At 62.8% G+C, this 21,122-nt stretch carries 22 protein-coding genes; 16 read left to right on the top strand and 6 right to left on the bottom strand.

The window, feature by feature from the left end:
• Positions 1-188 precede the first annotated feature (188 nt).
• From RN01_RS17395 to RN01_RS17405, 3 genes are read left to right on the top strand one after another with little or no spacing between them, the layout of a single operon-like run.
• A complete protein-coding gene (locus tag RN01_RS17395) occupies positions 189-1,172 on the top strand; it encodes a tripartite tricarboxylate transporter substrate binding protein (RefSeq protein WP_017511957.1) in 984 nt (327 codons plus the stop codon).
• 31 nt (positions 1,173-1,203) lie between these two features.
• Positions 1,204-1,674 carry a MaoC family dehydratase gene (locus tag RN01_RS17400; RefSeq protein WP_008651486.1) on the top strand — a complete coding sequence of 157 codons (471 nt, stop codon included), beginning with the start codon at positions 1,204-1,206 and terminating at the stop codon, positions 1,672-1,674.
• Entirely contained in the window at positions 1,664-2,641 is a 978-nt protein-coding gene (locus tag RN01_RS17405) for a tripartite tricarboxylate transporter substrate binding protein (RefSeq protein ID WP_017511958.1), read from the top strand. The genes RN01_RS17400 and RN01_RS17405 overlap by 11 nt, the downstream gene beginning before the upstream one ends.
• 14 nt (positions 2,642-2,655) lie before the next feature.
• On the opposite strand, the gene RN01_RS17410 is transcribed toward RN01_RS17405, so the two are convergent.
• The 4 genes from RN01_RS17410 to RN01_RS17425 form a co-directional block, all read right to left on the bottom strand.
• Positions 2,656-2,835, bottom strand: coding sequence for a hypothetical protein (locus RN01_RS17410; RefSeq protein WP_017511959.1), 180 nt, complete (start codon positions 2,833-2,835; stop codon positions 2,656-2,658).
• Between the two features lie 216 nt (positions 2,836-3,051).
• Complete coding sequence (locus tag RN01_RS17415; protein WP_024570437.1) at positions 3,052-3,663, bottom strand: DUF882 domain-containing protein; 612 nt, start codon at positions 3,661-3,663, stop codon at positions 3,052-3,054.
• Complete coding sequence (locus RN01_RS17420; protein WP_029700424.1) at positions 3,660-5,282, bottom strand: L,D-transpeptidase family protein; 1,623 nt, start codon at positions 5,280-5,282, stop codon at positions 3,660-3,662. Before RN01_RS17420 ends, RN01_RS17415 begins: the two co-directional genes overlap by 4 nt.
• 114 nt (positions 5,283-5,396) lie before the next feature.
• On the bottom strand, positions 5,397-6,092 hold the full coding sequence (locus tag RN01_RS17425) for a TetR/AcrR family transcriptional regulator (protein WP_017511962.1): 696 nt from the start codon (positions 6,090-6,092) through the stop codon (positions 5,397-5,399).
• Positions 6,093-6,189: 97 nt separating this feature from the next.
• Between RN01_RS17425 and RN01_RS17430 the strand changes: the two genes are divergently transcribed.
• The 7 genes from RN01_RS17430 to RN01_RS17460 all read left to right on the top strand — a co-directional run bounded on the left by RN01_RS17430 (position 6,190) and on the right by RN01_RS17460 (position 14,153).
• Entirely contained in the window at positions 6,190-7,836 is a 1,647-nt protein-coding gene (locus tag RN01_RS17430) for an acyl-CoA dehydrogenase family protein (protein ID WP_017511963.1), read from the top strand.
• 79 nt (positions 7,837-7,915) lie between these two features.
• On the top strand, positions 7,916-9,421 hold the full coding sequence (locus RN01_RS17435) for a class I adenylate-forming enzyme family protein (protein WP_017511964.1): 1,506 nt from the start codon (positions 7,916-7,918) through the stop codon (positions 9,419-9,421).
• 123 nt (positions 9,422-9,544) lie between these two features.
• Complete coding sequence (locus RN01_RS17440) at positions 9,545-10,519, top strand: cysteine synthase A (protein WP_017511965.1); 975 nt, start codon at positions 9,545-9,547, stop codon at positions 10,517-10,519.
• A gap of 108 nt (positions 10,520-10,627) precedes the next feature.
• Positions 10,628-11,779 carry a cytochrome P450 gene (locus RN01_RS17445; protein WP_024570435.1) on the top strand — a complete coding sequence of 384 codons (1,152 nt, stop codon included), beginning with the start codon at positions 10,628-10,630 and terminating at the stop codon, positions 11,777-11,779.
• Between the two features lie 15 nt (positions 11,780-11,794).
• The gene (locus RN01_RS17450; RefSeq protein ID WP_008651500.1) at positions 11,795-12,151 is read left to right on the top strand and encodes an antibiotic biosynthesis monooxygenase; all 357 of its coding nucleotides are present in this window, start codon (positions 11,795-11,797) and stop codon (positions 12,149-12,151) included.
• A gap of 18 nt (positions 12,152-12,169) precedes the next feature.
• A complete protein-coding gene (locus tag RN01_RS17455; protein WP_024570434.1) occupies positions 12,170-12,925 on the top strand; it encodes a sulfite exporter TauE/SafE family protein in 756 nt (251 codons plus the stop codon).
• Between the two features lie 103 nt (positions 12,926-13,028).
• A complete protein-coding gene (locus RN01_RS17460; RefSeq protein ID WP_017515464.1) occupies positions 13,029-14,153 on the top strand; it encodes a PHB depolymerase family esterase in 1,125 nt (374 codons plus the stop codon).
• 584 nt (positions 14,154-14,737) lie between these two features.
• Here the strand turns inward: RN01_RS17460 and RN01_RS17465 are convergent.
• Complete coding sequence (locus RN01_RS17465; RefSeq protein WP_017515465.1) at positions 14,738-14,935, bottom strand: hypothetical protein; 198 nt, start codon at positions 14,933-14,935, stop codon at positions 14,738-14,740.
• Between the two features lie 447 nt (positions 14,936-15,382).
• On the opposite strand from RN01_RS17465, the gene RN01_RS17470 reads away from it, so the two are divergent.
• Together RN01_RS17470 and RN01_RS17475 are read left to right on the top strand one after the other, a co-directional pair.
• Entirely contained in the window at positions 15,383-16,156 is a 774-nt protein-coding gene (locus tag RN01_RS17470; RefSeq protein WP_017512219.1) for a hypothetical protein, read from the top strand.
• A gap of 5 nt (positions 16,157-16,161) precedes the next feature.
• Positions 16,162-16,797 carry a hypothetical protein gene (locus RN01_RS17475; protein ID WP_017512220.1) on the top strand — a complete coding sequence of 212 codons (636 nt, stop codon included), beginning with the start codon at positions 16,162-16,164 and terminating at the stop codon, positions 16,795-16,797.
• A gap of 184 nt (positions 16,798-16,981) precedes the next feature.
• On the opposite strand, the gene RN01_RS17480 is transcribed toward RN01_RS17475, so the two are convergent.
• Positions 16,982-17,869 carry a hypothetical protein gene (locus RN01_RS17480; RefSeq protein WP_017512221.1) on the bottom strand — a complete coding sequence of 296 codons (888 nt, stop codon included), beginning with the start codon at positions 17,867-17,869 and terminating at the stop codon, positions 16,982-16,984.
• A gap of 430 nt (positions 17,870-18,299) precedes the next feature.
• Between RN01_RS17480 and RN01_RS17485 the strand changes: the two genes are divergently transcribed.
• Genes RN01_RS17485 through RN01_RS17500 form a run of 4 tightly spaced genes read left to right on the top strand, consistent with a single transcriptional unit; the run spans position 18,300 to position 21,110 of the window.
• Positions 18,300-18,773 (top strand): hypothetical protein, encoded by a 474-nt coding sequence (locus RN01_RS17485; protein WP_017512222.1) that lies wholly within the window; start codon positions 18,300-18,302, stop codon positions 18,771-18,773.
• Positions 18,774-18,777: 4 nt separating this feature from the next.
• Positions 18,778-19,278 (top strand): hypothetical protein, encoded by a 501-nt coding sequence (locus tag RN01_RS17490; RefSeq protein WP_017512223.1) that lies wholly within the window; start codon positions 18,778-18,780, stop codon positions 19,276-19,278.
• Positions 19,279-19,282: 4 nt separating this feature from the next.
• Positions 19,283-19,729, top strand: coding sequence for a Mov34/MPN/PAD-1 family protein (locus tag RN01_RS17495; protein WP_017512224.1), 447 nt, complete (start codon positions 19,283-19,285; stop codon positions 19,727-19,729).
• A 10-nt stretch (positions 19,730-19,739) separates the two neighbouring features.
• Entirely contained in the window at positions 19,740-21,110 is a 1,371-nt protein-coding gene (locus tag RN01_RS17500) for a hypothetical protein (protein WP_017512225.1), read from the top strand.
• Positions 21,111-21,122: the final 12 nt, after the last annotated feature.

The following is a 21,122-nucleotide window of genomic DNA, read 5'->3' on the forward strand; positions in this document are numbered from 1 at the left end:
CGGCGCCGGTCGGTGCCGAGGGGCCAGGGGGCGCTTCAGGCATCGCGGTTCGAATTCTTCTAAGGGGACTCAGTACTTTTCGACTGGCCCGAGCCGCGTTGTCGATTCTATAGTGATCGCTCGCGCCGTGGCATGGCGACATTGCAAAGACGTTACCGGTCACCACAGAACCGGACGGAGACAACCTCATGATTCCATCGCTTTACCGGCTCGGCGCATCGCTGATCTGCGCCGGGGCGCTGCTGGCCACCGCAACGCCGGCAGCGGCTGACGCTGGCTATCCCGCGAAGCCAATCCGCCTGGTGGTGCCCTACGCGGCGGGTGGCCCCACCGATACGTTCGCGCGGGCGCTGGCAGCGGGCTGGAGCCGGCAATTGAAAGCCCAGATCGTGATCGAGAACCGGACCGGTGCGGGCACGCTGGTCGGTACCGAGTACGTGTCGAAGGCGACCCCGGATGGTTATACGCTGCTGCTGACCACGGTGGCGCACGCGGTCAATCCCAGCATCCATGACGCACTGCCGTATCGCACTATCGAGGACTTCGCCCCGGTGGGGCTGGCCGCACGCGCGCCACTGGTGCTGGTGGTCAACAAGAAACTGCCGGTGGGGAACCTGAAGGAGTTCATCGCTTATCTGAAGGCGCATCCTGGCCAGGTCAACTACAGCTCTGCCGGGGTGGGCAGCGCGCCGCATCTCGGTGCGGAATTGCTCAACTACATGAGCAACACGAAGACCGTTCACGTGCCGTATCGCGGCAGCGCGCCGGCCATGGCTGACTTGATCGGCGGCCACGTGGCCTTCATGTTCGATAGCGCGCCGACGGGGCTGGCCCAGGTCCGTGCCGGTACCGTGAAGCTGCTCGCCACCACGATGGCTGCGCGCTTGCCGCAGACGCCCGACGCGCCGGCGGTGGCCGAGGTCGTGCCCGGCTACGAGGCCTATACCTGGAATGCCGTGTTTGCGCCGGCCAACACGCCGCCGGAGGTTATCCGCAAGCTGACGGACACGCTGGGCGCAACGCTCAAGGAGCCCGCGCTGCAGGCCAAGGCCGTCGATCTCGGGCTGCAGCTGGAAGCGAATCCAACACCGCAGGCGCTCGCGCAGTTCGTGCGCGCGGAGATCGCCAAGTGGAAGCCCGTGGCAGTCGCCGCCAACATGAAGGCCGACTGACGTCGCGCCGCAGGAAAAGGAAGACCGAACGATGATCAGACACGAACTCTGCGCCCAGCGCTATTTCGAGGATTTCGAAGTCGGGGAGCGGATGAACCTGCCTTCACGGACGATGACCGATGCGCTGTTCGCCGCGTTTCAGCTGGCCAGCGGCGACAACCATCCGGTGCACTATGACGTGGAGTACTGCCGCGCGCATGGCATGCCCCATATGCTGGCGCACGGCTTCCAGGTGCTGATCCAGACCGCGGCGGGCGCCGGCTTGTTTCCGCATATGGTCGAGGAATCGCTGAAGGGATTTATCGAGCAGAGCAGCCGCTTTCTGGCGCCCGTCTATGTCGGAGACACGCTGTATTGCAGCCTGACGGTCAGCGAACTGATTCCGGGCCGCACCACCGGCGTGCTGGTGATGCAATCCGAGATCCGTAACCAGAACGACGTGCGCGTCATGGAAGGCACGCAGAAGTACCTGTTGCGCAAGCGGGTGCCGGATGCGCGCTAGCACCCGATCCACCCGATTCATTCGGCCCATCGCCCTGCTCGCGCTCGCCTTGTGCGCGAGCGCCGTGGCGGCGGAAGACAAGTTCCCGTCTGGCCCGGTCACGCTGATCGTCCCTTACGCACCGGGCGGCACGACCGACGTCGTTGCACGTCAGTACGCCGTGGCGTTGCAGACGGCGTTAGGGCAATCGGTGGTAGTGGAGAATCGGCCCGGCGTGTCGGGAACGCTGGGCGCCCAGGCATTGCTGCGGGCGAAGCCCGATGGATACACGCTCTCCATGATTCCGGCCACGGTATTCCGCCAGCCGTTCATCCAGAAGACGGCTTACGATCCGGCGAGCGACTTCACATACCTCGCGCGGATATCGGGCTATACGTTCGGCATCGTGGTGCGTGCGGACTCGCCCTGGCAATCCTGGGCTGACTTCCTTAAATCGGCGCGCGCGGATCCCGGCAAGTATTCATATGGCTCGCCGGGGCAGTTCAGCACGCCGCATGTCACGATGCTCGAGATCGGCGCGAAGACCGGCATCTCGCTGAATGCGATTCCGTACAAGAGCGATGCCGAGTGCATACCCGCGCTGCTTGGCGGTCATGTTTCGATGTGCGCGGCGGGCAGTTCTGCCGGGACGCTGGTCGACAGCGGCAAGCTGAGGTGGCTGAACCTCTGGACCGAGCGTCGTTCCACGCGTTGGCCCGATGTGCCAACGCTGCGCGAACTCGGGCTGGATATCGTATCGGCGTCCCCCTACGGCATTGCGGGGCCGAAGGGCATGAAGGAGCCGGTTGTGCGGGTACTGGAAGACGCGCTGCACAAGGCGGCGGTCGATCCGGTTCACCTCGCGGCGCTGAAGCGGCAGGACCAGGCGCTCATGTACATGGACGGCGCCGCCTACAAGCGTTTCGTGGCGGAGCAGATCTCGGTTGAGCGGGCGATGGTCCAGCGTCTGGGGCTGAAGGCGGACTAGTCCCCGGCGGCGGCTCAGCGGTCCTGCTGCGCGGGCTTGAACGCCTCGCCTACGACGCGGGCGTTGTCGAGGTACAGATCCCAACCACCGGCCCAGTAGCTGCCCCACCACGACGACTTGTCCTGGTTGTTGGAAGGAGTCTTGTTGAGGGCTGCGCCGTAGGGTAGGAAGACGGTTTCGACTTGCGTGGACATGGTCTGGGCGCCAGATGGCGTGGTCAGGTTGGTCGGTCCCTTGGTTATCCTTGGTGGATTCCCTGATAGGGTTTTCCCGAAGTGTAGCAAGACCACTACCATTCACGCCATGGGACCGATGGGCATACCGCCCATCAAGGCCGCATGATGAGACGCTTAGGGCATATGGAGGGCTGGCTGCCGCCAGCCCTGGCCCTGGCGTTTCATCCAGGCGCCTTATCCCCAGTGCCGCACACGGCCGGTATCGACGTGTACGAAATCCTCTTGCTGGTAGAACCCGACGCCGCCAATCTTCAGCGAGGTGGCTGCATCGCGCAGATCGGCCAGCGATACGCCGGGCAGCCGGATATCGATAGCCATGCCGTCCATGTGCAGGCTGTGCTTGGCCACGCCGCCGCCACGCGTGTTGCGCAGGCGGGTGTTGGTGGCCGGGCTGCGATAGCCGGAAATGACCTGGAACGGGGTGTCCGTCTCAAGCTCCCGTCGCAACGAGAAAAGCAGGCCGAAAAGCTGGGGGTCGATTGTGCCGACCGAGCCCGAATAGTGATCCCGCAGGAAGCGGTTCAACGCCAACTGTGCCTGTGGCAGCACTTCGCTACCCATCGCATACACCAGCGAGATGTTCTCGCCCGTGTGCGTGTGATGGAACGATAGCGAGCGGGCATTCGGCGGGTTGCCGGGGCCGCTGTCAGGTGTGTTCTCAGGTGTGTTGTCCGGCGTATTGGCCCGTGCCACGCCGGTCGAGAGTGCTGCAATGCCGGTGCCGAGGATCAGGCCGCTGGCGCGATGCAGAAAGCGGCGGCGCGGGGGAGTCTTCGATTGCGTCATGGTGTGGTCTGCGCGAGCTTGCCGGCGCGTGCGGTGGCCGGCGGGTTGCGCTGCCGCAGCGCCTGCTCCAGCAGCTTGTCCTGTCCGTAGATATCAGGCAGAAAATATACACGTCCATCGGCCCTGGCAATGGCGGTACCGTACGCCAATACAACAGGCAAAGGCTGCTTCAACGCAATTGTGTTGGATTTTCCCTTGCTCATCGCCTGCCGGATGCGCTCCTCGGTCCACTCGGGCATGTCCTGCAGCACGAACTGCGCCAGCTGCACCGGCTCCTCCACGCGGATGCAGCCGTGGCTGAAATCGCGGCGGCCGCGCTGGAACAATTGCGGGGTCGGTGTGTGGTGCAGATAGATGTTCTGATTGTTCGGGAACACGAACTTGATGTCCCCCAGCGCGTTCAGCGGGCCGGGCCGTTGCCGGATGCGCATCTGGCCGTTCAGCACCGCATCGAGATTGGCCGACGACAGCGTGGTAATCGCCTGGCCACCCGAGACGAACTCGAAGCCCTGTCGCGTGAAATACCCGGGGTCGCGCCGCGATTTCGGCACCACCTCGCTGCGCGCGATGGATGGCGGTACGTTCCAGTACGGGCTGAACTCGATATAGCGCATGTCCTCGCGGAACATCGGCGTGCGGGTGTTGAGCGCCTTGCCGACGATGACCTTCATCTCCAGCTTGATGTCCAGCTTTCCGTCGACGTAATCGTAGGCGCGCAGCATGAACTCGGGAATGTTGACGACGATGACGCGGGGGCCTGCCGTCAACGGCGTCCAGCGCAGGCGCTCCATCGTCAGCGCGATCTGCTTCACGCGTTCGGACGGTGTTGTGTTGAGTTGCGCCAGCGTGCCTTGTCCGATGACGCCGTCGGCATCTAGACCATGCCGTTTCTGGAATGACTCGACCGCGGTCACCAGCGCGCCTTCGTACTTTTTCGGAACCGGCGTGCCTTGGGGCAGATCGCCCAATGCCTCCAGACGCTGCGCCATTTGCGCCAGGCCGTCATAGGGCTGCCCGATGGTCAGCTTGTTGCCCGGCGGCGTCGGCAGCGGGGTGTTCCAGAGCGGCTGGGTGGCCAGGGCCCGATAGCGGCTCAGCGCGTCGCGCAGCGTCGGATACAGCGGGAACGATGGCGCCGCCTCGTGAATCGCCGCGGGCAGCCGGTTCGCGGCGACGGCGGCGTGCAGATAGCTGTCGGGGTCGAACGGTGTTTCGTCCGCTACCGAGAAGTTCACGTGGATCTGGCGCGGGTCGATACGCCCCTTGTGCAGGTCAGACAGGTACTGGCGCATCGTCACGGTCAGCGCATTGTCCAGCCGATCCAACGACTCCGGCGCCAGGGCCGTGCCGGAATCGGCCTGCGCGATGGCCCGCTTGAAGCCATCCGCGTCGTAATCCCGGGGTTCCAGCCCATCCGCGCCCGCATCCGCCAGCGCGGCCACGGCCTGCTGCGCGGCTTGCGTCGGGCGCCCGTTGGCAAACCACAGTGGCTGCGCCCAGGCGGACGTCGCGGCGCCGATGAACCAGGCGCATAGCGCGGCTCGCATCCATGTCCGTTTCCGGCGTGGGTGGGGTGTCGAGGGGCGGGTCGAGATAACTGCGGTGGCGGTCATCGGCATTCCGGAAGTTTGAGAGAGAGGCTCACGATGGCATCGTATCCGAAGACGAAGGTCGGCTCGCGGCCGCGCTTGATCTGGCGCGATCTAGCGCAATCTATTCGGCCTGCCTGATGTTCAGCCGGGCTCGAAGCGGTGCATCCGGTAAGCCAGCGGTGCTTGAATCGACAGGTAACCATGCACCGCATTGCCCACCGCGCGTCGCAGCGCCACGGCATCGACGGGACGCGTCGCGGTCATCAGGGTTTGCGATACCAGGCTGTACGTCATCGCATGAATGGCAAAGGCAGTGGGCGCAAGCGGCGCGTCGGTGGGCCATTCCGGTCCGCCGGACAGCGTTTCTATCCAGAGCTGCACGAACTCCGCGTACATGTTCCGGAACGCCTCGATGCCGGACACCTTGCGCTCGACCACGAACAGCGCCGCCCAGTGTTCGGGTTCGGCCAGCGGCGCGGCCGACTGGGCGTCGATCAGGGCATCCACCCGGGCGGGCAGGGGCTCGGTGCGATGGGTGTCGATGCTGGTGCGCATCGTGGCCGCGATGGCCTTGACGCGCAGATGGATGCAGACCGCCGCCAGCGCGTCCTTGCAGGAAAAATACTCGTAAAAGCTGCCAATGCCGACCCCGGCCAATCCGATCACCTGACGGATCGAGATGCGGTCATAAGGCTTTTCGGCCAGAAGCTGGAAGAACGCGTCGCGAATGGCGTCGGCCGTGGCGCGGGCCCGCGATTGCGCTGGCTTGCGGCGTCGGGCGCCGGGCGGGCTCGGCGGATTGGGGGTGGTGGGAGCTTTGGGGCGCGCTGCTTTCATGTCTGAGAAACCCGAACACCTTGCGGTGGACGGATTCTTATACTGGTTGTCGACAAGACCGGCTTGACTGACGAGCCGGCGCAACGGAGACATGCCCATGGAATGGAGCACGCACGAGGTCACCAACGTGGTGACGGAACTGCAGGATTATAACGTCTACACCACCGATCTTCCCTTGCAGGAGGCGGTGCGCCGCGCGGGGGCGGGTGCCCACGAAACCGAGCTGGCCACCTACGGCGCGCGGCTTGGCAGCGCCGAGACGATCCGCATGGCCGAGGAGGCCAACCACTTCAAGCCCGAGCTGCATACGTTCGACCGCCAGGGCCGCCGCATCGACCGTGTGGAGTTTCACCCGAGCTGGCACGGCATCATGCGCATGGCGCGCGAGCAGAACCTGGTGGCACAGCCGTTCGCCGATCCACGTCCCGGCGCATGGGCTGCCTATGCGGCCGGATTCTCGATGCACGGGCAGATCGAGGCGGGCTCGCAGTGCCCGAACTCGATGACTTTCGCGTGCATTCCGGTATTGCAACGCGAACCCGAACTGTTCGCAGCGCTCGCGCCGAAGCTCTATTCGCGCACGTACGATGCGCGGGATATCCCGCTGGAACAGAAGGACTCGATCCTCGTCGGCATGGGCATGACGGAGAAGCAGGGTGGCTCCGACGTGCGGGCCAACACCACGCGCGCTGAACCGCTGCGTGGCGAGGGGCGCGGCGGCGAGTACCTGATCACCGGCCACAAGTGGTTCTTCTCGGCGCCGATGTGCGACGCGCACCTCGTGGTGGCCCGCACGGAAAGCGGCCCGGCCTGCTTCTACGTGCCTCGCTACCGGCCCGATGGCACCAAGAACGCGGTGCAGATCCAGCGGCTGAAGGACAAGGTGGGCAATCGTTCCAACTCCAGCAGCGAGGTGGAATTCCGTGGTGCCTGGGGGCGCATGATCGGCGAGGAAGGCCGTGGTATTCCCACCATCATCGAAATGGCCACTTTCACGCGCCTGAACTGCGTGATGGGCAGCACCGGCCTGATTCGCCAGTGCCTGGTCCAGGCGTTGCACCATACCCGCCACCGTAGCGCGTTCGGCAAGACGCTGATCGATCAGCCGCTGATGCGCAACGTGCTGGCCGACATGGCGCTCGAATCCGAAGCCGCCACGCTGATGATGATGCGGCTGACCGAGGCCTTCGCGCTGGCCGATGATGATCCGCTGCAGCGTGCCTACAAGCGCATCGTCACGCCGGCGGCCAAGTTCTGGCTGGCCAAGCGCAGCGTGGAACTGTCGGGCGAGGCCATGGAGGTCTTTGGCGGTAACGGCTATATGGATGAAGGCCCGATGGGCCGCCTGTATCGCGAAACACCGGTGATTTCGATCTGGGAAGGATCGGGCAATGTGATGGCGCTGGACATGATGCGTGCCATCAGCCGGGAACCGCAGGCCATGCAGGCATTGCTGGAAGACCTGGCGCCGTTCTGCCGCCAGGACGCGCGTCTGAGCGATGCGGCCACGGCGTTGGTTGCTGGGCTGCGGACCCAGGGCGAGGCGACGGAATGGCTGGCGCGCCGCCATGCGCAGCTTCTGGTGCTGCTGGTGCAGGCCCGTCTGCTCGGCGAACATGCGCCGGCGGCAGTGGCCGATGCGTTCATCGCCAGCCGCTTCGACGCGCAATGGGGCCGCGTGTTCGGCATGCTGCCGGATGGCGTGGCGCACGCCGCGATCCTGGATCGCGCCTGGACGCAGTAAGACGCTGCAAGGCCGGCACAGGGCCACCACAAGGCCGGCCGACCAGAGAACATACAAAAGAGAACGTGGAGACGCCCCAATGAACATCGTTGCCTTGCTGGATAGCAACGTACGCAAGTATCCGGACAAGCCGTTCCTGCGGTATGCCGGACAGTCGATCACCTATGCGGAATTCGATGCGTTGTCGCGCGGCGCCGCCATCGTGCTTGCCGACCACGGCGTTGGCGTGGGTGACCGCGTGGCCGTGCTGTGCTTCAACACGCCGGGTATGGTGGCGGCGATGTTCGGGGCGTGGCGGCTTGGCGCGGTGGCGGTGCCGGTCAACCACAAACTGCAGACACCGGAGGTCGACTACATCCTCGAACATGTAGACGTGAAGGTGTGTGTGTTCGACGGCAGCCTGGCTTCCGTGGTCTCTCGCCTGCAGACGTCAGTGAAGCTGTTGGCCACCAACGCCGATGCGGCCGGGTTCGATTCGTTCGACGCGCAATTGCCGGCGGCCGCCACCTACGACGCGCTGCCGCCGGCCGACGACGCCATCGCGCAGATTCTCTACACGTCCGGCACCACGGGCCGGCCCAAGGGTTGCGTGCTGACCCATCGGGCCGTGTGCATGGCAGGGATGACCGCCGCGCTGGCGTTGTCGATGCAGCGCGACGAGCGCACGTTGATGGCGATGCCGCTCTGGCACTCGTCGCCGCTCAACAACTGGATGCTCGGCACGCTGTACGTCGGTGGCACCGTTATCCTGCTGCGCGAGTACCACCCGCTGCATTTCCTGCAGACGGCGCAGGACGAGCGCGCCACGCTGTACTTCGGCGCGCCAGTGTCATATCTGCTGCCGCTGCAGATGAAGATCGACGTTACCGCGTTCGATCTGGGGTCGGTCCGCGCATGGATCTATGGCGGCGGCCCGATCGGCGCGGACACCGCCCGCCAGCTTGCGCAGCTTTATCGCAGCGATCGCTTCTATCAGGTCTTCGGCATGACCGAGACCGGGCCGTCCGGCACCGTGCTGTACCCGGAGGAACAGGTCGCCAAGGCGGGCTCGATTGGCCGCGTGGCCACGCCGGGTCTGGACATGCGTGTGGTGCGCACGGACGGTGCCAATGCTGGCCCCGGCGAGATCGGGGAAATCTGGATCAAGGCCGACTCCAATATGCTGGGCTACCTCGATAACGAAGCGGCCACGCGTGAAGTCATGCGCGACGGTTGGTATCGCAGCGGTGATCTGGCCCGGCTGGACGCCGACGGCTTCCTGTTCGTGGTGGATCGCACCAAGGACATGATCATTACCGGTGGCGAGAACGTCTACTCGAAGGAAGTCGAGGACGTGCTGGGGGCGCACCCCGATGTTCAGGACGTTGCGGTGATCGGCCGGCCACACGTCCAGTGGGGCGAGACCGTGGTGGCGGTGCTGGTGCCCAGGCCCGGCACGCAGCCGGACCCGGAGGGCATCAAGGCATTCGCCGCCGAGCGTCTGGCGCGCTACAAGGTGCCGCGCGAGTTCCTGATTCGCGACACACTGCCACGTACCCCCACGGGCAAGCTGATGAAGCACGTGCTGCGCGCGGACTTCACGTAGCGGCGCTGGCCGACGGTTGTGCGCCGGACGATGCTTCCGGCCCGCAATCCGCGCCATCCGTATGCCCGGACTAAGCTGTAGCTGTAGGGATGAGCGGCACAGTTCGGGCATGCGGGAGGTGCAATGGCAACGCGGAACGGTTTTATCGGCGCAGTCGGCAACACGCCGTTGATCAGGCTCGGCAAGCTCAGCGCGGAAACGGGCTGCGAGATCCTCGGCAAGGCCGAGTTCCTGAACCCGGGTGGCTCGGTCAAGGACCGCGCCGCCTTGTACATCATTGCCGACGCCGAGCGGCGCGGCACGCTGAAGCCCGGCGGCACCGTGGTGGAAGGCACGGCCGGCAACACCGGCATCGGCCTGGCGCATATCTGTGCCGCGCGTGGCTATCGCTGCGTGATCGTGATCCCCGAGACCCAGTCGAAAGAGAAAATGGACCTGCTGCGCGTGCTCGGCGCCGAAGTACGCACCGTGCCGGCTGTGCCCTACGCCGACCCCAACAACTATCAGAAGGTGGCAGGGCGCCTGGCGCAGGAACTCGACAATGCGATCTGGGCGAACCAGTTCGACAACACGGTCAACCGGCAAGCCCACTACGAGACCACGGGGCCAGAGATCTGGCGGGATACCGACGGCAAGGTCGATGCTTTCGTCTGCGCCACCGGCACAGGCGGGACGCTTGCGGGCGTTGCCCGCTTTCTCAAGGCGCAGAACCCGGCGGTGCGAACGGTGCTGGCCGATCCACATGGCAGTGGTCTGTACAGCTTCGTGAAGACCGGGCAGATCCGGGCCGAAGGCAACTCGATCACCGAGGGGATCGGGTCGAGCCGCATCACGGCGAATCTCGCGGACACACCGATTGATGATGCGGTGCGCATCGATGACCAGCGTTGCGTGACGATGGTCTATCGGCTGCTGCGCGAGGAAGGGCTGTACGTGGGCGGGTCGACGGGCATCAATGTGGCGGCCGCGGTGCAGATTGCGCAGGATCTGGGGCCGGGTCACACCATCGTGACGCTACTGTGCGATCGCGGGAGCCTGTATTCGGCGCGGCTGTTCAACGCTGAATGGCTGGCGCAGAAGGGGCTGGTGGCTGGCTAGCCGCGCTTGGTGGTGCCTTGGTGCTGCAATCGACATTTCGCGTCGCCGTGAAACATCCAGTGAGATGCCGAACCATACTGGGTGGCATCTACAAGATGCGAGCAGGCCATGCCCCCAAACGCTTCCCTTGCCCCCGCCGATCCGATTGCAGCCGTCACGCACGCCGATCCTTATCCTTACTATCGTGACCTCGCGAGCACTCTCCCGTTTTACTTCGATCCTGCACTGAAGCTGTGGGTCGCCGCTAGCGCGGCGGCCGTCGCGGAAGTGCTGAACCATGCCGATGGCCGCGTGCGGCCAGCCGCACAGCCCGTTCCGCCGTCGCTCGCCGGATCTGCCGCAGGTGACCTGTTCGGACGGCTGATCCGTATGAATGACGGCGTGGCCCATGCACCGCTGAAGGCAATCGTGGCGCGGCAGATGGCGGCGCTGGATCTGTCCGATACACGTAGCCGGGCCCGCGCGCTGGCAGCGGCATTGCCCCGCGTGGACCACGACGACGCACACGAAGCCAATCGCTGGATGTTCACGTTGCCGGTGCTCGCCATTGCCGATCTGCTGGGCCTTCCGCTTGAGCGCGACGCGGACGGTCACGTCTCGACGCGGGTGGCCGGCTTTGTTGCCACCTTTGCCGCGGCCATGTCACCGCTGGCATCCCCGGCGGATGTCGAGGCTGGCGTCGCTGCCGCGCAATGGCTGATGCGCCTGGCGCAAACCGCCGGCGATCGCGAAACGGCAGACAGCGGCTTGCTGGTCGCGCTGGCGCAGGCGGGAGGTGACAGCAATATGGATCCGGCCACGCTGACGGCAAACGCGATCGGCCTGATGATCCAGTCGTGCGAAGCGACTGCCGGGCTGATCGGCAACACGCTCGTTTATCTCGGCAGAACTGGCTGGCAAGGGGCCGATATCGCAGCTAGCGTAGATCGGGTGGCAAGGATCGATCCACCCGTGCAGAACACGCGCCGTTTCATGGCAGCGGATGCGATGTTGTGCGGCCAGCAGGTCAAGGCGGGCGATGCGGTGCTGGTATTGCTGGCCGCCGCGGCGCATGATCCTTCCGCCGCCGTGGACGATCGCGCGTGGACCTTTGGCGCGGGGCGGCACGGTTGCCCAGGCGATGCGCTGGCTCGCGTGCTGGCCACGTGCACGGTCGAGGCGCTGCTCGCGCGCGACGTACACCCGGACCGGCTAGCTGTCAGCGTGCGCTACCGGCCATCCGTCAATGCACGCATTCCCAGCTTTTCATCCAACAACTAAATGGAGCCCCCAACCATGATCGCCATCATCTTTGAAGTCGAGCCCGCGCCAGGGCGTCAGGACGCCTACCTCGAGATTGCCGCGCACCTGAAATCGACGCTGGAAACCATTGATGGATTCATCTCGGTGGAGCGGTTCCAGAGCCTGACCACGCCGGGCAAGCTGCTCTCGCTGTCGTTCTTCCGGGACGAGGCGGCCGTGATCGCCTGGCGCAACACGCTCGACCACCGCAAGGCACAGGCGGCCGGGCGCGGCGGCGTGTTTGCCAACTATCGGCTGCGCGTGGCGCAGGTGATACGCGACTACGGCATGAACGAACGCGACGAAGCGCCGGCCGACAGCCGCGCGGTACACGACGCGGCGCAACCCTGATCCCCGGAGCCAATGCGAATGACGTCGTTCGATATCGGGCAGGAGATTGCATTCATCGGCCTGACATTTCTGTTGGCCGGCTTCGTGAAGGGGGTGGTCGGGCTGGGCCTGCCAACAGTGGCGGTGGGCCTGCTGGGGCTGGTCATGCCGCCTGCCCAGGCCGCCGCGCTACTGGTGGCGCCTTCGATGGTGACCAATGTGGTCCAGCTATTCAGCGGGCCGCGTTTCGGCTTGTTATTGCAGCGGCTCTGGCCGATGCTCGTGGCGATCTGCGCGGGCACGTGGATCTGCGCGGCGCTGGTGCCGGCCCGGGTTCTCGGACATGCCACCAACGCATTGGGCGTGGCGCTGGTGCTGTACGCGATCGTCGGGCTGGCCGCCGTGAGGCTGCACGTTCCGCCACGCGCGGAAGGCTGGCTGGCGCCGCTGGTCGGACTGGTGACCGGTGCCATCACGGCGGTGACGGGTGTATTCGTGATTCCGGCCGTGCCCTACCTGCAGGGGCTTGGGCTGGACAAGGAAAGCATGGTCCAGGCGCTGGGGCTGTCGTTCACCGTGTCTACCATTGCGCTGGCGGTCAGCCTGGCGCTGGACGGCGCGCTGCTGCACACGCCGGTACTCGGGGCCTCGGCGCTGGCGCTGGTTCCTGCGCTCGGCGGCATGTTCTTCGGGCAGTGGCTGCGCCACCGGATCAGCGCGGAGCGCTTCCGTCGCCTGTTTTTCTGCGGTCTGTTGTTGCTTGGCGTCGATCTGGCACTACGCGGGGCATTCTGACCCCATCCGCCGAGGATTCCTGACATATTCGCCTGCCATACTGGCCCCCAGATCGCGGCGCTAGCATGGCCTTGCCGCACCGGAAACGAAAGGGCGATGCGGTATGAAGCGGCGCACGGGCGGTACCAGGCTGTTGGCAACGTTGGGCAAGCAGGCGGCGCGGAGCGCGCGCCGGCTGCAGCGCACCGTGGCGCAGACAGTGACAAATCCGGTGCTGCGCGTGGCCAGGCAGCAGGGCCAGGCGGTCAGCAAGGCCATGGGGCGAGCCGTTGGCAAGGCCGCGCGTCAGGCCTTCACAGGGGTAGTGACACCGGCCCCAACCCCGGTCAGCAAGGGTGGTGGTATCTGGGAGGAGGGGCTGTGGGGCTTCAGCCTCGGTATCGGCAGCATGGCGCAGCGCCGCTATCGCGTGTTTGTGCCGCCCGGTGTCAGCGCGGCGCGGCCTGCGCCGCTGCTGGTGTTGCTGCACGGCTGCGGCCAGGATGCCGCCAGCTTTGCGGCCTGCGCCCGCGTGGCCACCGTGGCGCGCGACGCGCGCTGGGTGGTGCTGATGCCGGAGCAATCGCTGCAAGGCAACGCCCAGCGCTGCTGGAACTGGTTCCGGCCCGCTGAGCGCGGCGCATCGGAGGCGGCGCTGCTGATGTCGATGGTCGATCATGCGTGCCGGCGCTACGCGGTTCTGGCCGACCGGGTTTGCGCGTTCGGTTTGTCTGCTGGCGGCGCCATGGCGATGATGCTGGGTCTGCGCTATCCCGATCGCTTTGCCGCCGTGGGTTCGCATTCCGGTGCCGCGCCGTTCAGTGCCAGCAACGCGTCGCAGGCTTCACGCGCGATGCGTGGGGAGCGGGCGCCTGACATTGATGCGGCGCGGTTGCTGCTGGCCGGACGTCGGCCTCCGCCGCTGCTGCTGATGCATGGCGACGAGGATGCGGTGGTGTCCTACGACAACGCCACGGCTACGGCTGCCATGTGGCTCGACCTCGTGCCACATGGCGTGCCCGCACCTGCTGCGTTGCCGCCAAAGCGCGTGCGCCGCGGCACGCGCAGGGAGATGGACGTGCTCGACTGGCAGAGCGGGGCGCGCCCGTACCTGCGGCTGGTAAAGGTGGAGGGCCTGCGTCACGCCTGGAGCGGTGGCGCGCCGGGGCAGGCGTTCGCCGACCCCGCCGGCCCCGATGCACTCAAGATCGCGCTACGGTTCTTTTCGGTGAACGGTCGTCACGATTGAGTGTGGGTAGCGCTGTCGGGAAACAATAAAGGTCGTTCAGTTCTAGCAACAAAGCCCAGAAAAACGTCGGAAATCCAACGGGATTTCCTTTGCTGGCGTGGCTTTCCGGCGTTTATTGTCCGAGGTTTTGGTGCCCCTCCGATATGTTAGCAAACGCGCTTCAGCCGACAAAGGAACGTTTTGAGCGCATTCTGGTGCGTTCTGGGCCTCGGCAGCGCTGGTAGTTGACATGAAGATCGCCTTGCAGGCTTTGCGCTACAAGGCTTTTGCGGTTTTATTGTTCTTGTTCCGCATCTGCAGCGCCCCAAGCGTGATTTTTTTGCAACTTATCCTTCAGCGCTCACGACTGGGTCCGAGAGTCGCCTGTGGCGTCTAGGATCACTATGTGTGCGGAGTCAGGCGAACGCCGGGAGGAAGAATTGTTCTGGAAGTCATTCCTACGGGATTCTTATTTGACGCGAATAGGCCCGTGCGGCTTCTGCCACGAGTGTCTTGGAGCACTCCCACGTGCCACGTGGCTTCACGACCCAGCTAGTTCTTTCGGGCTTTATCACATATCGCCCTTAAGCCATCAAGTGAAACATTCAGCCTTCGATGTCCATGTCGAGTTCGGTCAGTGGCAGACGGACTTTCCCTGAGTAGGCACCGCGTACAGCCTCGCGCGACTTGAGGATGTTCGAGTTCTCCACCCTGGCTAGCAATAGCTGAACCCCAAGCTTTTGTAGGGCGACAACGTCTGCCCGCAAACTTCCATTTCGCTTGTAGTTGTTCGTCCGCATCATAGATGGTGAATTCTCGTGCACCCAAAGGAATAGGACATACCTGCGCGCACCTTGCTCCAACAGTTGCAGAGAACAATCGCGCTTAAGCCTGCTGAGAGATCATCTTTCTCGGATCTGCCCCGCTCGAAATTCGGCAATGGACTCACGTAGGCGGACTGCGCTTCTTTCCGATCCCAGGAGATGCAGTGTGGGCGCTATGCTCCTTCAGTCGCATCGGATGTTGCCAGTCTCGGGGCTAGGTGCGTCATGTGATCTATCAGCAGCAGCACGCCGACACAGATCAGTCAGACGAGTGAGCACTTTGTTTGGCTCTAAACCCAAAAAAAGTTGCGCATAGATAACTTATCGGTGGCTTTTCAAAATCTCTCAGATTTTTTTTGCGAAGCGTTTCCGGTTTTGCGATGACGCTGCGATATCAAGGTTACATAGCATGTTTAGGGAGGCCATATGGCCAGGCGACTGACTAAGAAGACCCTGAGCGGCACGGTTCTGGAACGCCTGCCACAGGTTGAGACCGAGTTGGACGAACTGGCGGCGTTGCCGTTGGCAATCCTGCTTCAACGTATCGCAATCTCAACTCGCGGGGCGACAGGCTATTGCAGTTCGGAAGCCCTCGTTGGCCTGTATCGCGAGGCACTAATCCGCCAGGACAACCCGTTGGTCAACCGGCTTATTGAGATTCTGATGCGGCGTTGCACGAAAGCGGCCCGTACGCGACTGTATGCACGTGGGATCAATGACCAGGAAGCGGTGAAAGCTGTTGTAGATCGGTTTGTCGATCTGCTGGTCGAGGAAACGACGGGCCCAGGTGGATGTTCGAAGCTAGATTTCTATGAGGTGCTCTTCGAGAACGCCATCACCGCGCTGGTTGCTAGCGAAGCCCGTCGGGCGAGAGCCATGGGTTCGCGATTTGTTCCCATCGGACTGCCGGATGGCGAGGGGTCGGAAGCGGACGCCATCGATGCCCTTACGCTAGAGGAACACTTTCCCTGCACGCTGAGTGGACCCGAGCAGGGCGTCTTTACCTCCCAGCTGATTCAGGCCATGACCGATCTCACAGACGGTGAGCGGGAGGTTGCCATCCTGACCGTCCTCGGTGTGCAAACCGAGTCGGTCGACAAGAGCGAGCCGACCATCGCATCCCAATGCAACATCGAGCCCAGGTCGGTTCGATATCGTCAGAAGCGCGTCGCTGAGAAGCTGGCGAAATACAAGGAGTGACAGACATGACTATCAAGAATCCTCAAGGTAGGCCCGACGTTGAGGAAGTGCTCTTGCAGTTCGCCGCTGAGCAGGCTTTGCCAACAGCGTCGCAATTGAACCAGTACATTGAAGCCTATCCTGAGTTCAAGTCGGAGTTGATCGACTTTGCAGCCTCTTTGATCAACGACAAATTCTATGTTGAGGCGCCAGATACAGAGGAAGCCGAGACGATTGCGAAACGAGCGGTGAGCCGCTTTCACAATCTTCGCTTCGCAAGTGAAAAGGATCGAAATGCGGAAGCTTCATCCATCCGTCAGGTTGTGAACCCGTTCGCGCCGTTGTCGCGCGAGCAGTTTGGAGCGTTGGTTGATCTTCTTGGGATCCCCAAAAAGGTCGTTGCGAAGCTCCGGGACAGGCGAATCAAGTTTGCTACGATTCCTCAAGGGCTCATTGCCTTGTTGGCGCATCATCTTGAGGTAAGTGTTGATGTAGTGAGCCAGCATTTGCAGGCAAAGCCACAGATGGCCAGATTGGCTAGTTCTTCCTTGATCTCGAAGGAGCCCAACCATCTGGAATCGTTTGATGAGGCGTTGCGCATTGAGGGCGCTTCGTCTATCGAAATTGCCGCCCTGCGCGAACGTTTCGCGGATAACGCCTAATCGTTGGACAAAATCTTACTTACATCCCGCCTGACTCCCATCGTAAGCTCCAATTATCACCGGCCAAGGTAATTGCCCAAGCGCAACACCTTGGCTGTTTGCATTCAGGATGCGTGTGATCGATGTCGATGCGCTCGACTTCCTCAAAAGTTTATCCCCGCTTTGCGCGGTTATTTCCTCTTCCTTACTTCGATGAGGCGAGTTCCTCAAACCACGGGTCAATGCGAGTGCGTGCCTCGTGCAAAGGTGTGGAAAGAAAATTCTTAAGATCTTCCGAGGCATCATTTACACCGTCGTCGTATGAAAGTACGCCGTCAAAGTAGGAGCCCAGGGCGACATAGTCCATGTCAAGGTGATGGTTAAGCTCCGTCTCTGCTTTCGCCCTGGAAATATCGCCCCCTCTCTGGAGGGTCAGCATACAGTGTCTAACAAGTAGATACTCGTACCGAACCGTCATCGCTCTTTCCTGCATGAGCCTTGCCGCCTCAACATCGCTCATTCCGAGTACGTTCGTAATGTGTTTTCTTGCGAAGATATCGGTCATGACATGAAGCAGATCCTGAAAGCGGGCGCGAGGAAAACCGTTCTTGCGAATCGCACTTATGAGCGGCTTTGGAAGGCCTCCCTGCAGGGTCTTCATCTTCCGGGTGGTGAGGTCTTTCGCCGCAGCGGGATCGAGATCTCGTGAAAGAAGCGTCGATCTCAAGCGTCCGTAGGTTTGCTGGATCTCATTGGCTTTACCCTGTTCGCCGATGGCCAGTTCGGCAATGAGTTTGCGTACGATCGAAGCGAACTCAGGCGAAAGGATGCCATCTCGGGAAATAGGCGCGCGCATGGCCACTTCCGTGCGAAGTGCTTGAGTCAAGCCGATGGCGGCAGCGACGCGTTCGGTATGAGGCGGGAACACCTCGAGCGCGCGGCGCATGGTTAGCTCGCACTTCTCGTTCTTGCACATCTCCACGAAAGCAACGTCCGGGATGACAAAAGTTGCGGTCGATTCAATTTTGATTCGCTCGGCGAACTCTGCTTTCTGCAGCACGTTCATGTCGACGATGTAAGTCTTCCCGTTCATAGCTTGTTTCAAATAAGTTAAGAGGAACAGCTCGATCGTTGGTCGGAGCCACCGCCGCTTGCAAGTTCTGGCGCACGTTTAGCATTGCCTGACGACGTGGTCTGCGGGACCGGCTGGGATGCGCGCACATCATCGATATCGGCCGTCCGGTGGAACCTTGAAGCTAGCTAAGGGCGAGCCGAAGGCTTCAGTGGATGACCATCGCTATCTTCAACGGTCCGGCAAAGAAGACGTGGTCGCCATGTCAGGCCATAGTGTGCCGTCGGATTGTCTAGTAAGTGCCGAAGCGATGTGTGGCGTCCTCGCACGGGCGATGGCGTCAGCTAGCGGCACCGTGTTTCAACCTTTTCCGGTTTTTGCGGGTCGTGGCGATTTCCCTATTGAAGGCTGTTGCAGCGTGGGCTGCGAAGCCAACCAGGGATAATCGATCATGACCCTCTTCTATCAAAAAGAAGGTTCGCGCCAGGTCCACAACGTGGATGTTGCGCACAACGAGAAGCTCGCCGAACTCATGGCCCGCGTGGCCGGCGAACTAGGCGAAGCGTTGCTGGTCTTCGAAGAAGGCTGCGACGGCGAACTGACGGAAGAAGCGTTTGTCGTGGTGCTCCGCGAAAAGCGGCACCCGAAACTGCACTTCCACCGTCAGCGCGCAGTTCACGCTGAAGTCCACTTCAATGGCCGTGTCGTGTCGCGCCATGCTTCGCCCGCCATGACGGTGGATGCGCTCAAGAAGTGGGCGGACCGTGAACTTGGTATCGACCCGGCGCATGCGGCAGAGCACGTGCTGCAATTGAGTGGCACTTCCGAGCGCCCCGCCGGTTCCACACACCTCGGCACCCTCAGCCACGGTCACGACCACCGGGTGTCGTTCGACCTGGTGCCCAACGAACGCTTCCAGGGCTAAGCAGATGTCCGCCCCGTCGGAATTTCAGACACCCGATGCCCGCGCATTCAGCGCGGACGTCGGGGGGGCGCTGTTTCGCCTCGGTGAGGCGGACGGCAAGTGGCAACTGCGCAAGATCGCGTGGCCCTACGCCTTGATTGATGTGGTCGCGGTTAGTGGGTCATTCACCTTCCGTTTCGAGCTCTCGCAGTTTCCGGTGCAGCCACCGACTGCGCAATTGTGGGATCCAGAAGCCGATGCACCGCTGCCGCAGCAACACTGGCCGCAAAGCCGCGGAGGCAGGATTCGCGATGTGTTTCGTCCGGACTGGCAGCAGGGTACGGCCCTCTACCTTGCGTGCGATCGCGTAACAATCCAGACCCATCCTGGGTGGTCCACACAAATGCCGGCGCGGCTATGGCGCAACGACGGTTCGATTGTTCAGTATCTGGAGGAACTGCATGTCCTTCTTAACTCGCCCGACTTTTCGCCGCCGTTGGTCGCCGCGACACCAGCTTGCATGTGACGTCATGCTGTGGCGCCAACTGGTCGCGGATCTTCGTCGTCGCAGTGCGGGTCGCCGTGAAAGCGGCGCATTCCTGCTCGGTGACATTGGCGACGATGTTCGCACCATTACCGACTATGTCATGTACGACACAATTGACCCGCACGCGCTTGACAGCGGGTATGTGCATGTCGATGGGCGACATCTTGGTCAGTTGTGGGATATCTGCCGGAAGCGGAAAACGTCTGTAGTGGCCGATATCCATACGCATCCGGGTGGCTATGGACAGAGTGCGATCGATCGCAAGAATCCGATGATCGCCGTGGGCGGGCACATCGGCATCATCTTGCCGAACTACGCGGCAACCCCGATTTCGCGAAACAACATGGGCATCTACATCTATCAAGGTGCCCTGGAGTGGAAGACGGTGGAGAAAAAGGCGCGGCATGAGTTCTTTTATATCGGTGTTTAAGGAGTCGAATATGAACGAAGGCCTCAATGCCGATTCCCTTCATCGGACGGTTAAGTGGCTGGTGGATAGCGGATCAGTTGGCTCGTTCGAGGAGGCACAACGCATCGCAGAAGGCTTCAGCCTACATCTGCATATCGACCATGCGGATGCAGTCGCCAACCAGTCGGCCGCGCTCGCCGTCGTCAAGTTGGGCCGCCGAGCATTTCTCGGCGGTGTAAGTGTGTCTGGTGCCCTCGACTCCGTAATGCATGGGTCGCTAGCCAATGAAGGCACCCTCGGCAAGGCGCTGCTTGCTTCAGGGGCTCACCTTGGCGCGCCCAACGAGGACGTTCCAACCATCACAATTGGTGGCCCCCAAGAACGTCTGGGAGGTTTTCACGTACGGCTGATGATGGCGGGATGGCGCGCAGGTGTTTGTCCCATCGAGGAACCGGAGTATCTCGAGTCTAGTGATGGCTACGTGATGCCGCTGGCGGCCGTTGCATCTGCGGCGCTTGCGGTCAGCCAGGCCTTTTCCTATGTCGCGGGCGATGTCGTGGCGGGCCGCGAACCGATTGGGCTGTCGCTCTGGGCGACGGAAGCGATGGACTGGACGTTGCCTGCGGTGGATGGACCTGCGCTGCAGTTGCTTCCCGCGTCAGCCTGGCTACTCGGGCTGGGGCATCTCGGACAAGCCTATGCATGGTGCCTGTCACTCTTGCCGTATCCGACCCTCGACGCACCACGGGCGCATTTTCTGCTGCAGGATGTAGACGCCGCCGGAAGTTCTACCGAGAGCACCTCGGTGCTGACGTCCGCCGGGGACAAACGGAAAATGAAGACGCGCATCGTGGCGGATTGGCTAGAGCGCCGCGGATTCTCCACGCGTATCGTCGAGCGCCAGTTCGACATGCAAACGCGTCGTGCACCGGGCGAACCGCCGTTGCTCTTTTGTGGTGTTGACAATCCTGAAGCCAGACGGCTTCTCGATGTCGTTAATCCCGCCTTTGTTGTCGAAGCTGGGCTCGGCAGCCGTTACGACGACTTCCAAAGTACGCGCCTTCATACGTTTCCTGCTTCGCGAACGGCCGCTCAGACATGGGCCGGGGCCGCGCTTCAATCCGCGCCGTCCATTACAGGGGCTTATGCATCGTTGCTGCAAGACGGCAGGCTCGACCAATGCGGCGTCGTTGAGCTTGCGGGCAAGGCCGTCGGTGCAGCGTTTGTGGGGGCATTCACAGCGGCGCTGGCCGTATCTGAAGTACTAAAGGTTCTGCACGGTGGGTCGCCGAGCGAGATCATGGATATCGATATGCGCTCACTCCCGACACGCACGGTTGTCGAGGGCCCTACGCGATCCGCAAGTATCAATTTTGGCTATGTCAAAGCCGCTGCGCTCTGACTTCACTTCAAA

The sequence above is a fragment of the Cupriavidus sp. SHE genome, assembly GCF_000812445.1.
In the GTDB taxonomy this organism is placed as follows: Bacteria; Pseudomonadota; Gammaproteobacteria; order Burkholderiales; family Burkholderiaceae; genus Cupriavidus; species Cupriavidus metallidurans.

What these genes read in the sequence shown, in the direction of transcription:
- RN01_RS17470 (WP_017512219.1), top strand. Translation starts at nt 15,383, where the DNA reads ATGGCCAGGCGACTGACTAAGAAGACCCTGAGCGGCACGGTTCTGGAA.
- RN01_RS17460 (WP_017515464.1), top strand. Translation starts at nt 13,029, where the DNA reads ATGAAGCGGCGCACGGGCGGTACCAGGCTGTTGGCAACGTTGGGCAAG.
- RN01_RS17475 (WP_017512220.1), top strand. Translation starts at nt 16,162, where the DNA reads ATGACTATCAAGAATCCTCAAGGTAGGCCCGACGTTGAGGAAGTGCTC.
- RN01_RS17500 (WP_017512225.1), top strand. Translation starts at nt 19,740, where the DNA reads ATGAACGAAGGCCTCAATGCCGATTCCCTTCATCGGACGGTTAAGTGG.
- RN01_RS17445 (WP_024570435.1), top strand. Translation starts at nt 10,628, where the DNA reads ATGCCCCCAAACGCTTCCCTTGCCCCCGCCGATCCGATTGCAGCCGTC.
- RN01_RS17435 (WP_017511964.1), top strand. Translation starts at nt 7,916, where the DNA reads ATGAACATCGTTGCCTTGCTGGATAGCAACGTACGCAAGTATCCGGAC.
- RN01_RS17450 (WP_008651500.1), top strand. Translation starts at nt 11,795, where the DNA reads ATGATCGCCATCATCTTTGAAGTCGAGCCCGCGCCAGGGCGTCAGGAC.
- RN01_RS17405 (WP_017511958.1), top strand. Translation starts at nt 1,664, where the DNA reads ATGCGCGCTAGCACCCGATCCACCCGATTCATTCGGCCCATCGCCCTG.
- RN01_RS17410 (WP_017511959.1), bottom strand. Translation starts at nt 2,835, where the DNA reads ATGTCCACGCAAGTCGAAACCGTCTTCCTACCCTACGGCGCAGCCCTC.
- RN01_RS17395 (WP_017511957.1), top strand. Translation starts at nt 189, where the DNA reads ATGATTCCATCGCTTTACCGGCTCGGCGCATCGCTGATCTGCGCCGGG.
- RN01_RS17490 (WP_017512223.1), top strand. Translation starts at nt 18,778, where the DNA reads ATGTCCGCCCCGTCGGAATTTCAGACACCCGATGCCCGCGCATTCAGC.
- RN01_RS17430 (WP_017511963.1), top strand. Translation starts at nt 6,190, where the DNA reads ATGGAATGGAGCACGCACGAGGTCACCAACGTGGTGACGGAACTGCAG.
- RN01_RS17495 (WP_017512224.1), top strand. Translation starts at nt 19,283, where the DNA reads ATGCTGTGGCGCCAACTGGTCGCGGATCTTCGTCGTCGCAGTGCGGGT.
- RN01_RS17485 (WP_017512222.1), top strand. Translation starts at nt 18,300, where the DNA reads ATGACCCTCTTCTATCAAAAAGAAGGTTCGCGCCAGGTCCACAACGTG.
- RN01_RS17400 (WP_008651486.1), top strand. Translation starts at nt 1,204, where the DNA reads ATGATCAGACACGAACTCTGCGCCCAGCGCTATTTCGAGGATTTCGAA.
- RN01_RS17420 (WP_029700424.1), bottom strand. Translation starts at nt 5,282, where the DNA reads ATGCCGATGACCGCCACCGCAGTTATCTCGACCCGCCCCTCGACACCC.
- RN01_RS17440 (WP_017511965.1), top strand. Translation starts at nt 9,545, where the DNA reads ATGGCAACGCGGAACGGTTTTATCGGCGCAGTCGGCAACACGCCGTTG.
- RN01_RS17415 (WP_024570437.1), bottom strand. Translation starts at nt 3,663, where the DNA reads ATGACGCAATCGAAGACTCCCCCGCGCCGCCGCTTTCTGCATCGCGCC.
- RN01_RS17465 (WP_017515465.1), bottom strand. Translation starts at nt 14,935, where the DNA reads ATGATGCGGACGAACAACTACAAGCGAAATGGAAGTTTGCGGGCAGAC.
- RN01_RS17455 (WP_024570434.1), top strand. Translation starts at nt 12,170, where the DNA reads ATGACGTCGTTCGATATCGGGCAGGAGATTGCATTCATCGGCCTGACA.
- RN01_RS17480 (WP_017512221.1), bottom strand. Translation starts at nt 17,869, where the DNA reads ATGAACGGGAAGACTTACATCGTCGACATGAACGTGCTGCAGAAAGCA.
- RN01_RS17425 (WP_017511962.1), bottom strand. Translation starts at nt 6,092, where the DNA reads ATGAAAGCAGCGCGCCCCAAAGCTCCCACCACCCCCAATCCGCCGAGC.